The 13,960-nt window shown below is 40.1% G+C and carries 8 protein-coding genes, 1 other RNA gene and 2 pseudogenes; 4 read left to right on the plus strand and 7 right to left on the minus strand.

Annotated elements, in window-relative coordinates; all coding sequences use genetic code 11:
• The first annotated feature begins 43 nt into the window (after nt 1-43).
• The 4 genes and pseudogenes from F972_RS02900 to F972_RS02910 all read left to right on the plus strand — a co-directional run.
• Nucleotides 44-598, plus strand: coding sequence for a hypothetical protein (locus tag F972_RS02900; RefSeq protein WP_004678101.1), 555 nt, complete (start codon nt 44-46; stop codon nt 596-598).
• A 2-nt stretch (nt 599-600) separates the two neighbouring features.
• Nucleotides 601-885 (plus strand): cell division protein ZapA, encoded by a 285-nt coding sequence (locus tag F972_RS02905; protein WP_004678103.1) that lies wholly within the window; start codon nt 601-603, stop codon nt 883-885.
• A gap of 102 nt (nt 886-987) precedes the next feature.
• Nucleotides 988-1,169: non-coding RNA, 6S RNA (gene ssrS, locus F972_RS14980), on the plus strand.
• 206 nt (nt 1,170-1,375) lie between these two features.
• A pseudogene (locus F972_RS02910) lies at nt 1,376-1,654 on the plus strand (IS30 family transposase); the annotation flags it as partial.
• A gap of 83 nt (nt 1,655-1,737) precedes the next feature.
• Here F972_RS02910 and F972_RS02915 read toward each other — a convergent pair.
• The 7 genes and pseudogenes from F972_RS02915 to F972_RS15710 all read right to left on the minus strand — a co-directional run.
• A complete protein-coding gene (locus tag F972_RS02915; RefSeq protein ID WP_004681284.1) occupies nt 1,738-2,202 on the minus strand; it encodes a MarR family winged helix-turn-helix transcriptional regulator in 465 nt (154 codons plus the stop codon).
• Between the two features lie 829 nt (nt 2,203-3,031).
• The gene (locus F972_RS02920; RefSeq protein ID WP_004681286.1) at nt 3,032-5,170 is read right to left on the minus strand and encodes an SWIM zinc finger family protein; all 2,139 of its coding nucleotides are present in this window, start codon (nt 5,168-5,170) and stop codon (nt 3,032-3,034) included.
• Entirely contained in the window at nt 5,167-6,303 is a 1,137-nt protein-coding gene (locus F972_RS02925; protein ID WP_004755778.1) for a VWA domain-containing protein, read from the minus strand. Before F972_RS02925 ends, F972_RS02920 begins: the two co-directional genes overlap by 4 nt.
• Nucleotides 6,303-8,798 carry a DUF5682 family protein gene (locus tag F972_RS02930; RefSeq protein ID WP_004763896.1) on the minus strand — a complete coding sequence of 832 codons (2,496 nt, stop codon included), beginning with the start codon at nt 8,796-8,798 and terminating at the stop codon, nt 6,303-6,305. Before F972_RS02930 ends, F972_RS02925 begins: the two co-directional genes overlap by 1 nt.
• Nucleotides 8,795-9,886, minus strand: a complete 1,092-nt coding sequence (locus tag F972_RS02935) for an ATP-binding protein (RefSeq protein ID WP_033198088.1) — start codon at nt 9,884-9,886, stop codon at nt 8,795-8,797. The genes F972_RS02930 and F972_RS02935 overlap by 4 nt, the downstream gene beginning before the upstream one ends.
• A gap of 14 nt (nt 9,887-9,900) precedes the next feature.
• The gene (locus tag F972_RS02940) at nt 9,901-13,671 is read right to left on the minus strand and encodes a DUF4132 domain-containing protein (RefSeq protein ID WP_004681291.1); all 3,771 of its coding nucleotides are present in this window, start codon (nt 13,669-13,671) and stop codon (nt 9,901-9,903) included.
• Nucleotides 13,672-13,816: 145 nt separating this feature from the next.
• Nucleotides 13,817-13,960, minus strand: a pseudogene (locus tag F972_RS15710) (IS701 family transposase); the annotation flags it as partial.

Below are 13,960 nucleotides of genomic sequence, written 5' to 3' on the forward strand. Positions count from 1 at the left end.
GCTGTATATATTACCTTTGATTGCAACTCTGTGCGACCTCGTTATGTTAGAACAATTACAGCGTCTACAAGCGCATATTGGTGTTTTAAAAACACGTTTACATCATTTAGAGCGAGAAAACACTTCGCTCACTGAGGCTAAAGCTTTAGCTGAAACTGATCATCATGCACAAGTTGTGCAGAAAAATAGCATCATCACGCAAAAGCAGGAAGAAGTTGATAACTTAACTGAACAACTGACTCAGTTACAAGATCAATTTAAACAACTGAATACTGATGCAACAACTTTGGCTGAACGTTATGGACGTTTAGAGAAAAGTACCACTGATCTTAAAAATCGCTTTCAGGAAATTCTGGCGGAACGTAATGATCTACGTGTCATCAAGGAAAAACTACAGGCACAGCAACGTCATAGCCAACAGGAAATTCAGGACTTGCAACAGGACCGTGATCGTTTGTTGCAGAAAAATGAGTTAGCAAAGTCTAAAGTTGAGGCGATTATCCAGCGCCTAGCCGTTCTTGGTACAGCCGAGGATCAACATGCACAAGAGATTCAGCAACTCGCCCATCCAAATGCTGAACTACAAGAGGAAAACTGATCATGAGTGAACAAGTGACAGTAGAACTTCGTTTAATTGAACAGACTTTCCGTTTAAACACGACTGAAGATAAACGTGAAGAATTAGAGCGTGCAGCTGAACTACTGAACCAAAAGTTTCATGACATGCGCCGTAATGCTCCTCGTGTAGAACATAACAAACTTGTGATTATGGTTGCACTGCAAATGGCTCAGGAAGTGTTTAGCCTGAATAAGTCTTTACAGGAATATGCCCATTGTGAACACCTGCTCCAGACCATTTTGGAAGATGTGGAACAGACTGTGTAGAAAAATACCTAAATGTTAAGATTATTTGCACAAAGCCCCATCAATTAATAATTATCTTTACAAGTAGCGATTGTCATCGTGTAAAGATCGGTTATACTAAAACTGTCTCTAGGGTGTTCGCCAGTACGTCCAGTCCCCTGCCGATACTTAAATTTATGGATGTGTTCTGTGTATTTTGAGTGTATGCCTGCCTCGAGTAGGAAACCCATTAAGTATACGTCACCTCCACCTTGAACTCATCGGGTTCAGGGTAACGACCATGCAGCGGCACCTCTGGAGCATTTTATTTTTAAAATCAATATAGGCAGAGTAAAACTTGAAGTGCGACATAAACCACCTAATTAATTTAAAGGGTTTATAGAGTATATAAAATTGTCATACTATCATCTTAGCTTTGAAGATCGTACTGCATTAATGCTTGAGTCAAGAAAAGAAAGCTTTTCAGCCAGAAAATTTGCTGAACTCATTAAAAGACATCCTGGTACGATCTAAAGATTCTATATTACAGGATATTAAAACTATTCATGAGCGCCCAACTGAAGTTCAAGAAAGAAAAATACCAGGTCATTGGGAAGCTAATTTAATTAAAGTTAAAGACAATAAAATTTCGATAGCAACACTTATTAAACGAAATACACGGCTCTGTATCTTGGCAACATTACCTGATGCAAAGGCAGAATCAGTGCGCAAGGCTTTAACTGAAGCTCTGAAATATTCACCTGCAGAACTGCGTAAAACGTTGACCTATGACCATAGAAAACATTACTCCAGAATTCAGTATATTTGATTGATATAAGTTCTCTATACCTAAAATAAAAAAGGCTTCATTATTGAAGCTCTTTTTATAGGAAATTAGCGCGCCAAGTTCTTAAACATATGTTTGAGAATTTCCATGGTTTTCTCAATCTGTAATGGTGTCAGACCATCAAAGGATTGCTCTAGAATAACGGAAGTGAGGTCATTGACCTTGGTGATCATTTCCTGACCTTTTTCGGTTAAATAAACGCGGGTAATTCGACCATCTTCTTTACAGGAATAAGTCTCAATAAATCCCTCATCCTTTAAGCGGTAAACAATTTTTGTTGTCGTCGACATTTTAGAAATGACCATATCTGAAAGCTCAGACACACTGGCATGAGGTTTTACATGTAATGCAATGAGAATGCGGCGGCGAGAGTTATCTAAACCATACTTTTTAAGTACGTTGTCAATGTTTTGAACATACTGGGCATTTACTTGAGAAATCCAGTAAAAAGGGGAGTCTTCCAAGTTAAATGAATCGGCTGTAGGTAAAAAACGCGCATATTTTTTAGGCATTACTTATTTCCTATGCTTTCTACATTGAGTTATATCGAATAACTCTAAGATTCCATGAAATGTCTATAATTTACCTGTTAGAAAAACCATGAAATCTGATTTTTCTATCATTCCATTTATAACAAATCTTCTTAAAGAAAGCTTTATACTCTCTTTATTATGAATAAGTAAACATCATATAAATCGTATTAAACTGTTATGAATGATGACCTTATAGCTAAATTCTAAAAATATTAGTACATGGAAACATCTGTAAAACCTGATTTCCTATGGTTTTAGATGTAATGATAAATTACGTATTCAGCTATAGTTACTCATTTTCTCCACTTGTGTTTTACAACTTCGCTATTTAGCTGATTTGTAGAACTGTTATATTGTAGAAAATAAATACAAATTATAACGTGACGTTTTTGCAAAAAATTCTGTCTAAAATGTCATAAATATACGAAATCAATATACTTATAAATAAATAACACTTGAAAATTTTCTTTATTCAATCATTTGAATTGAACATTTGGTTAAAATATGGCATTTAAAAAAACTCTATAAAAGTTGAATAAATACATTCTTTATCACATTCTTCGGGTAATTTTTGAGCTTTCATTTTTGAAAAAATAGGTAAGCGTCCGCTGAAGACACCCTAACTCAGCAAGCGATGCCTGCTTATGTGATTGATAATCAGACTAAAATTAAACAATAGCCATGGGGTTCAGCGGACGCTTACAGAAGAAATTATTTAGACCAATGATCAAAAACTTCATTGATGACTTTATTCTCGATAAAAATCATCTTCTACCACAGAGAGTCTATAAATAACAGTGCGTAAGTCCTATTTATTATCAATATTTAATTGTATTGGCAAAAAAACCTGCATTCTTAAAACCAACTCACACACATAGACCAAACGTAAAAGCATCGCTGAATTTAGTTGAGAAGTATCCAAAATTAAGCTGATTTGTCTAACTAAAAGGCTCATTCCCGCATCCTGTGCCAACTGTCGTTGCTGCTGTAGTATTTCAACCTGCGAAGCACTCAGCAACATACGCCCTGAACAACCAAGACCAAGCAATACCTCCAAAATCGGTTCACACACTTTCTGGCTCAAGCTGATTTGAGTTGAAGCAAATTTAGCTTGCTGCTGTTTTTTCTTCGCCAACAGTTGCTCAATACGTCCAACGATACTTTCTTTTAAAGTTTTTTTTGGTTCAGCCAATTGGTCAAAATCAAGGTTAAACAGTCGAGTCTTGCCATTTTGAGTGATTAATAAACTCATCGGTAATAAAACCAGTTGATGCCCTTTAATTTGGCAGTACGCAAAAATAGAGTGGACCTGTACCATTTGGGTACATAAGCGTTCAAGCTGACGAATTTTCTCTAAGTCTTGTGTTTTCCAGTCCAAACGCATATGCAATGTTGATCGGTTTTGGTCATAAACCGTCCACCATAAGCATTGTTCAATCTCATCTACTTTTGGGCTGTCATAAGCAGAGATATTAAGAAGTATCGTTTGATTAATTCCGTCTATAGTCTGTAACTGTTGCTGCCAATGCTGCTGTAATGTCTGCCAATCATTGAATCCGATCTGTTGGTAAAGACTAAAATCATCAATTTTACTTAGGCTATTTAAAGGCAAGGCACGACTTGTCCCTGCGGCAGATAACCGTCCATCTTCACCAAACCGAGGCTGTTGTAAACGTACTTTTTTCTGCATCAGTTGTTGAGCAGTTAACATCCAGATACTTTGCTGTGACCATGCATTATGACGGGTAAAGTTGGGATCATTATTTTCAGCACGCGCCAAAGTGACTTCAAAAGTTTTAGGATTTTCCAATTCTGAAAAATACAGGCTCATCCCACGTGCTCCCCCAAGCGTCCGCCACCAACGTGCGCCTAAAGGTAAAAGCTGCAAATCAGCTTGTTCTTCATCGAGCTGATAATGCTGTCGCAGCTTCCCTCTCAATTTTAATAGCTGTTCACCTTGTGCATGTTCCAACCGATAGAGATAAGCACTCATCTGTGCCAAATACAGTAGCGTATCATGTTCTGAACTGTGCTCATCACGATTTAACAGTCGGCCCACCTGCCCGCTGAGTTGTCTTAACATTGCAGCTAGACGTGGTAATGATTCACTTCGTGCGGACATATTGAGTAAATGCAGTTGACGTGCAGTCATCTCATTGACATGGGATAGACCAAATTCGAGTAACTGTGCCAGATCATCTTTTAATTCAACAATAAACTGGCGTTCACTCTCAGTTAAAATTGCAGGGTTCTCTGCTTCACGCAATTCCAGTTCAGCCCACAATTTTCCTTGCAGACGCTGAACTTCACTTAAAGCGGCTAGATAATAGGCTGATTGATCTTTTTCCAGATTAGACAGCATGCCTGTAAAACCAGCTCCTGCAACATAGATGATGTCCTCAGCCAAACTCCTAATTCGAATCTTTAAGCGATATTCTTCATCCAATAGATCGGTTTGCTGTTCTTGCTGCCAAAGACGAGCCAATTTAATCGCTTTTTGGGTTTGAGCTTTGCCTATTTTTTTGGCAAGTTGATTTAAATCAAATACAAGAATCTCTTCAATAAGATTGGGTTTATTTAAACTTACTTGAGGCTGTTCACTAAATGAAACAACCGAAATCTCAACCAATTCAGGTGTATCTTGTGTCTGATTTTCGATCTGTTGTTGAGCTGGGTTTTGTAAATGTTGTTGTAAATACAGCACTGCGGCAACGATATGCTTACATGCACCTGTTGCAGGACAAGTACATGATGCGTTGACTAAACCTGTAGCCGATAAACAAACTTGTTGACCATCACTTTCAATCGTGATCCGTTCAGCTTGTTCATTCTGTAAAATCACCTTTTCCGCTTCAATATCCTTTAAGGCACGGCGTACCAGCCCCGCATTGGCATAGGTTGCAAGGCTATCTTGATCATAAGCCAAATATTGTTGTTGCCAGCTCATTGCATCACCTCTGCCATCCATTCAGCAAAATGTTCAGGGGTTAAAGCTGCCACAGACATGCCGCGTTCATTCAGTTTTTGTGCCATCTGAATGTCATACACTGGATTTGCCTGTTCATCCAAAGCGGCCAAGCCCAGTAATTTTACCTGCTGGCTTTGCAAGCGACTGATCGCATTAAGCAAATGCGCCACTGAACCGCCCTCTTCAAAATCACTAATCAAAGTAAAAATGGTTCGATTGGGTTGAGTCACAAAACGTTCACAATAATTCACTGCTTTGGCAATGTCTGTTCCGCCGCCCAACTGCACCGTTAGCAATACCTCAACAGGGTCATGCGCCATATGCGACAAATCCACGATATTGGTATCAAATAATACGAGATGAACTTTAACAGCAGGTAAACTCGCCAAAATACTGGCACAAATCGCGCTATACATGACTGAGTTCATCATCGAACCACTTTGATCCACACATAACACCACCGTCCAGGGTAAATGACGTTGTACCCGTGCATTGAAGAATGGCTGTTGAATAATCAGCTTATTTAGATCATGGTTATAATGTTTTAGATTTTCCCGAATGGTACGCCGCCAGTCAAAATTCTGACTATTGGCAATCAATGAACGACGAAAACGGTTACGACGACCATGAATCGCATTGATAAAATTCGGTTTTAAGCGTGCAACAATCTGCTCCACCACCGTTTTAATGATCTCTCGAACAGCATCTCGGGTTTGTGCATTCATTCGCCCACGCATGGTCAATAAAGCTTTTGCCAATTGCGGTGTTGGTTCCAGACTTTTTAAACTTTGTGGGTCTTTAAGCAAGGCATCTAACTGATACCGCTCAACTGCCTGGGTCTGTACACGCTCAAAGGTACTTTGTGGAAATAGTTTGCGTGCCTGATTGAGCCAGTTAATTGCAGTAAGTTGTGAATCATCAAGTGAACCATGACGTGATTCTCCTGCTACATGTCCGCGCTGTTCATACTCTCGGTTGTATAAATAATCAAGGGTTCGTTCCAAGCGAAGTTGTTCTGCATCGAGTTGTACCTGATTTAATGCTCGATCGCTATAACGACCTAAAATTAAACGCCAACGGGCTGCAAGGTCTTTAGAATTTGAATCACCCATTACGCTAACCAACCTTGTAAATTTTGATCGACTAAAAACTGCTGTAGCTGTTGATTCAACTGCACACCTTGCAACATTTCAGCCTGTGATACCTCACTCATATATTGAGAAATATCCAGACTTGAAACATCATTCAACTGTGCAATTTGTTCCGCAAAAGCTGCGGTTTCTTTTGGTTTAAAATAGGTAAATGCTTGGCGTAGATCAGGCAGAATCGCGACAAAAGTAGCTTCATCCCACTGCAATAAAAGCTGATTAAGTAACTTTGCCATAGCAGGATAACGCAATAATAATTCAGGGGCGCTTTGCATCATGCCAGATAGATAGGCCACTGCATGTTCAGGGCTTGCACCGATGCCAAAATGCTGCTGAATCGATTGTTGTAGGTTTTGTTCGGTCAAATCACCATCAATAAAACGTAAGGCATCCACTGCACCTGCCAATATATCTAGCTTTTGCCAATCGGTATGTAAACGCGCCAGGGTTTCATAGAACTGTGTCAACCAATCCGCTTCACCCTCCACTACGCGCTGAATCTGTTTAGACAAATTGCGTAACTGCAACACTTGATTGAGAATCTGCTGCTGTTGATCTGCGGGCGGCGTTGCCAATTGTGAAAGCAAAAACAAGGCACTTGGAATCACCTGTTCTAACAACCCTTTTAGTTCAGGCTGCTGTTGGAAAGCCAAAAAATCCTTACCTATCCATAAATTTAATAGTTTTTGCCCGCATTGAATGACCGAGTCCAGATCAGGATCATTGGGTAAATATTGTTGAATTTCGGCAAAAAGAATTGGAATTTGTTTATGTAATCCCATCAATGCTGCACGAATTAAAAGCTGTACTGCAAGATGAGAAGATCGCCCTTGTCCAGACTGAGAAAAAGTCTCTTTGAGTTGCAGTAACTTCTGTACTGCGATGGTATTGAGATCACTTCCTAATTCTGACAATCCAATCAATTGCGCTTCAACATGCGGAGTCCATGCATAGTCCCATTCTTCAAACAATAGATGTAAACGTCCACCGCCCAAGAAATCTGGACCACTAACTGATTTGGCAAAACCGACTTGTAAAAATTCCAGCAAATGCAAAAATCGACTGCGTAAACGATGTTTCTGATTACGGAACACATCCAGTTTCGCGCGTTTGCTGGTGGTTTCGTCTAGTTTAAAACGATGGATTTTGGCCAACTCATAAACTTGTGCCAAGAGTGGCGGCGTTTGAGTAGATTGAACCACCTGCCCTAAACGAGCCCCACTTAAAATCTGGCGCAGTAAATGCTGAAAGGCTTGCTGTCCCTCGTCTAAACTGCCTTTGACAAAACTACTCTGGCAAGCATCTATCAAGTCAAAACGACTAATGAGATGATGCTCTCTTAAACTGGCTAACCTCATAGCCTGTTCAGTGGCATTTTTAACGGTAATAAAACTACTGTCCAGAATCTGCTGCTCACGCAATTGTCTCGAAAAGTCAGAAAGTAATTCAATGGTTAAGGTTTGCCGTTGTTCAACTTCATTTGCAGAATCATCCATTATTTGCTGCCAACAACGCTGATAAAAAGCGGGCGATGGCATACCTGAAGCATAACCATTTAAGGCATCAAGGCGATCAAAACTATAACGAATCAGCCAAGCTTGATCATTCTGATCAGCTGACTTTATTTTTTTGATCTTTTTTGGTTTTTCAGATAACAGTTGTTTAGCTAATTCCTCAATTAAAGCTAAAGTGTGGAAACCACCTGTAATAACACAGATTGTGCCCTTATTATGCTCATAGCACTCTAAAATGCTCTGCAACATACATTGTTCACGAACCAGAGAGGCATCAGCTTCCAAGACACTGTCTTCATAGTCCAGACGAGACATGGCACACCAGACCAGAACCTCATGAAAAAAGTTTTGCCAGTCATTCATCTCTTTTTTGGACTTTAGCTCAAATAGATGATCCCAAAGTTCATCATGGTTACGGCAATGCAACTTATGCACTAAAGCTTGTAAATACTGGCTATGCCCTAAATAGCGTTCTTGTTGTAAGCTTCGGCTTTGCCAAGTTTGTTTAGCAAAGGTTTGTAATTCATGCTCAACCTGACTGCTCCATGCCAAATCAATAAACTCAACCTGGGCATTAATTTCTGGCGCATAACGCAGCGCTGCCCATTCAGGTGAATAATCACAAAATGGATAATAGGCCGTACGGGTTTGTTTCTGCTCAACGGTTTCCCCATTTACAGCATCAACATTCTGTTCAATGATTTCGGTTTGACACAACACAGCCAATGGTGGCTGACTTTCTGGATGCTGTAAATCTGCAATTAAACGATTAAACGAACGTGGTGCCTCAATCAACACATGCCTAGCCTGCAACTGCTGTAAGGCTTGTAAAGTAGCGTAGGCACACGCTGGACTATGATGGCGAATTGGTAAAAAATGAATCCCCCTTTCAGCCAAATCCTTTTGCCATGCGAGGGCGTGTTGTAAGCGTTGAGGTATCGTCATTGCCAAAACGTCTTTCCAGCATCAAAAAAAGCTTTCCAAGTAGCATCCAGTTTCGCCCGTTCACGTGCCACATTATCCATATAAAAACGCATCCGTTTGGCATCATCTGCATTATCTTTGAGCACCACGCCAATCAACTGCCTCGCAATCGCAGCCCCACTCAAGGATTGATCACCCAGATAATAGCCCTCTAAAGCAGCAGCATAGGCAATATTCACCGCTTCCGCTGTCGACATCACCGCGTCAGGCGTTTTAATCGACGTACCATCTTTGGTTGTGCCTTGGCGTAACTCCTGGAAAACGGTGACCAGTAGATCGACCACAGATTCAGACATTTGAATCTGATCAGATAAATCGCCTAACTCACGTTTTAACTGAGTCAATACTAATTCACGCTCAAACACAGGATCGGCAATCGGGCGAACGGTTTCAAAATTAAAACGACGTTTCAATGCCGAGGACATCTCATGCACCCCCCGATCCCGCAAGTTGGCAGTGGCAATAATATTAAATCCTGCTTTGGCATAAACACGACCTTGCTCACCTAACTCAGGAATCATCATGGTCTTTTCAGACATCAATGAAACCAACACATCCTGAATTTCAGGTGGACAACGGGTGATTTCCTCAAAACGAATAATCTTGCCTTGTTGCATGGCTTGATACACAGGCGATGGCACCAAAGATTTTTCATTTGGACCCTCTGCAAGTAATAAGGCATAGTTCCATGAGTATTTTAAATGGTCTTCGGTTGTTCCCGCTGTCCCCTGAATGGTCAGTCCAGAATCACCGCTAATCGCAGCTGCTAACAACTCAGAAAGCATAGATTTTGCTGTACCAGGCTCGCCCACTAACATCAAACCTTGTTTTCCCAATAAAGTGACAATAGCTCGATCTACCAAGGCATCATCACCATAAAATTTACGGCTGATGGCAAGTTTTTCATCACCAAGAATAAATTGGCGTACTGCACGTGGTGAACGTAACCAACCTTGTGGCTTGGGTGCATGGTCATGCTCAGTTAATGTTGCCAGTTCTTCTGCAAAACGTTGTTCGGCACTGAGTTTAATAATGTCTTGTTGATTCATATTTTTACCATTTTCTACCACGGCGTTTTCTTCTGCCATTCAGGATCAAAACCAGAACATGCCTCAGCAACCTTTAAATAATCTGCATAGGTCTCAGCCAACAACACAGGGGGAACATCTGCCAGATTCATCCCACTGTCACGCCACGAACGCACATTTTTTTTCTCAAAACTCAGGTCATATAAAACGGCTGCAAGATTTTCTTCAGGCACATAGCTACCACTAAAACGAATCACCGCAGATAAACCGATTTGACTAAATGGCTTAAAGTAACTATCAAAGGAGCCGCCATCTTCAATCGAAGCACGTTGATAGCCCAGCTTAGTGATCACACCACGCAAGGTAAAGGTATCGGTTAACCAACCTTTACGATCTTCAATGATTTCAGCCTGTGCTTCAAAAACAGGAAGCTGGTGTGTCATTTGTTCAAACAGAAACTTCACTTTATAGTCTTTAAAATGTGCTTGCCATGCCTCAGCATCCTCAGCACTAATCAAAACCACATGCGCAATTTTAATCTGGCTATCTGCCGACAATTCAATTTCATCATCTTCCAGATTTAACAGACTGCCATCATCACTCGGACGGAAACTGTGTAGAATCTCACCCTCTGTAGAAATTTCCAACCAAACCAAACGTTGAATCAAACGCTTCATAATCGGATGTGCAAACAGGTATTCTTGCCAGTCTGCACTGCTCCATACACGTTCACTACACATCGCCTCATATAGACGCTGTGTCTGTAAATCAATGACCTGTTTAAATTCTTTCTTACTGCTGCTGAACAATGATTTCGCTTCCTTGATTAGGCTTTCATCATCGCCTTGTCGTGCAGCAGGTAGGCTTTTGATGATCTTGCCATCTTCATTTTTCAGTACAAATTTATCTTTTTCATCCACATAAGCAGTTAGAATCCGTGAACCATATTCTAAACTCAGTACACCCGCATCATCCAAACCTGCGGTCGGGATGGTACGATCTGCCAACTCATCACTGCTCCATTGATTACGCTCAGCAATTTGCTCAACCAGTTGTTTTGCCAGAGTTTGAACTGATGCAGTACGATAACGACGTGAAAGACTGAGCAGCAATTGAATCATGAGTGGATCATCACTGACTGAAAAACCACTCAACATTGCTTCAATTTGCGCACGACGTTGATAGTGTTGCTTCATATAATCCTGCAACAATTTCACCGCAACACTGCCTTGTGTTTTAAAGGTGAGTGCCAGCATGCCCTTACTTTTGATGGCAGAGCCTAAATAAATTGCCAGACGTTCACGTTTAATTTCCTCAACCACTTCTTCTAACGTGATGTGCTCATAACGTCCATAATATTCAGGGTACTTTTGTCCCCAACGCTTAAATGAGTCCTGATAGGATGCCAACCGACTTGGCGCTTCTTTAGTGGCAACCTCCATCGCCTCTTCTAAAGTTGGATTACGTGTATCCTGATAAATAAAGCTTTGTAGTAAATGTAGCGAAAATATCTGTTGACTCTTTTCATTCAACAGCCCCATATAACGCTGTAACAAGGCATTTGGAATCGGATCTTTTAATTTATCCGCTAAAATTACCCACCACTGAATAATTTTGGGATCAACTGTCGTTCCATCCTGCCATTGGACTTGAGGTAAATGCAGTAAATCAAACCAGATAAAGCTACTGGCAATTTTACCTTTTAGTCCTTTTTCAGCATCTTTCAGCAAACTTTCAGGTGAAAGATAACGACTGATATCTTCACCTAATTGCTCCAAAGCTGTCAGAATTGCAGCAATAACAACTTCTTTTTTCTCTTTTTCCAACAACGCATATAAGGCAGGCACAGCGGCTTGATGCTGTAAACGGGCCAACCATTCAATCGCGGTAATACGAATTTCCTGTTTACCATTTTCCAGCGCTTCAATCGCACGTAAATGGATATCAGGGAGTTTTCTCAATACTTCCTGAGCATCAAAACGTAAACGTTTTCCATCCCCCAGAGCAAACTCAAGTAAACGAGGAATAAACTGTTTTGGCAATTGTGGGAAACGTTGCAATACACCAATTGCATGTAAAGGCTCAAAACCATGGTAGCGTGATTCACTTTTATCAGGTGATAAACCCAATGCTTCAGCAATCAGATCAATATGCTCCACAAAAAATGGAACAACCTTGTCATCATCTGCAATATAACTACTCAAGTTTTCATAGTAATAGTTCTCTAAATAACTCTCGGCAATCATACGCGCAGGCTTTTCAAAACCCAACTGTTTCATCAACTGTTCAAGCTGACGCAACTCAAGATTTTCATAATGATGTGGTTTTAGCAAACTATTGAAAAGTTCATTCCAGTTAATCCAGTTTCGTCCGTGATAACTTAAACGTAGCGCATGTTCCAGACCATACTCAGGCAGATTTTGCAGCTTATTCTGGTGGGTCAGGATATTATAATGATCACCGTGTATCTGGGTTCTTTTCTTGCCATTAATTGTGGAAAACAACTGCTGGCTCATCTGCTCTATTTTGAGTTTTTGCAGGTCTTTGTAATTACTTTGCGCCCAAGTGCTTTTATAAGAGGCTGTTTTATTATCTTCGATTTCTTGCTCAGCACGTAGTCTGGCTTTTTCCAGTAATGCTTGATAGTTTTCCACAATGATTGGGATAAAACTTTCTGGAATATCCTGCGTTTCAATCGCCTTAATTTCAGGTAAGGTATAATCAACCTCAACCACCTGCTGCAAGCTCTCAAGCCGTTGTAAAGCAGCAATAATCAGCACTTGTACTGATTTTAATTTTTCACTGTCTGCGGCTTGTTGCAAAATGTCTCGGTTTTGCTCACCCAGACGCGCCAGTAAATCCGCCGCAAAACTGCGCTGTTTGCTCTCACCATTCAACAGAAAATGTTGCAAATATTGCTGACTTTCTGTCTGATTAAGCTGCGACAACAATACGGTTGCCTGTTCACGAACAGTTTTACTTGAACTAAGCGCAAGCATAATCATCAGCTCAGTTTGTTGTTGCAATAAGTCTGAATGTTGAGCAATAAATTCTAAAAAAATCCCCTGTGCTGCGGCAGACAGCTTCGGTAAAATCTCCCGAACCTGTTGGGCATGTTCATTGAAAAATACGACACTATCGGAAAGTTTAAATAAAACGTTAAGCTGATCATGGTGATAATTATTAACCCCATCTCGCTCAAATAAGGTTGCAATAAAACCCTCAATATTATTTTCAGGCTCAGATAAATACAGTTGTTTGAGTACTGCCAGTGTCCAAAGATCACGATGTGACTTTTTCTGGCGATCATCAAAACTTTGATGGTTAAAACTGGTTAATAAACCATCGACCAAAACGTAACCGAACCATACAGGGGTTTGTTTAGACAATTGAGAGTAATTTCGTTGTTGAGTGGCTGCTTCCAAAAACTTGCCATAACGGATAATCTGTTCGCTGCTGAGTTTTGAAAAAATATTGATATACAGCTTATAACGTGCGTTTTGGGAAGCTTTGCATAATTTCTCCTGAGCTTTAGTCAATTCTGAAGAGGGCCAAAACCAGCCATAAGTGCCAGGACTACCCAACAATGCACAGGCTTTATCTGTCGCTTGTTGTTGTAAGGTCATTAAAACTTCAGGGTTTTGTCCATTTACAATATAGTTTAAAACCTGATTCGGCAATGCTGCATCCACCTGTGCCAAAGGTTCAACAATTGTGTTGATTAAAGCCAAGGTTTCTGAATCCAATGAATTTTGCCCTTGTGGGTTGATCAACTGATTCACTTTATTCTTAATACTTTCAAACATTGAATGGCCTCTTATTTTCCCCAATTATTTACTTAATCTTTAATTTTAAAAAATATATATCTGGCTTTTATTAAAGATTCCTAATAACGCTATTCTACTCATCAATTATTATTCTTTATTTAATAAATTTAGGACTTACGCACTGTTATTTATAGACTCTCTGTGGTAGCAGATGATTTTTATCGAGAATAAAGTCATCAATGAAGTTTTTGATCATTGGTCTAAATAATTTCTTCTGCCAATGATATACATTTTCAAAGATCCCCTCAAACTGGTTCTTTTGTATCTC

The organism is Acinetobacter sp. CIP 102529 (genome assembly GCF_000368325.1).
Taxonomy (GTDB): Bacteria; Pseudomonadota; Gammaproteobacteria; order Pseudomonadales; family Moraxellaceae; genus Acinetobacter; species Acinetobacter parvus.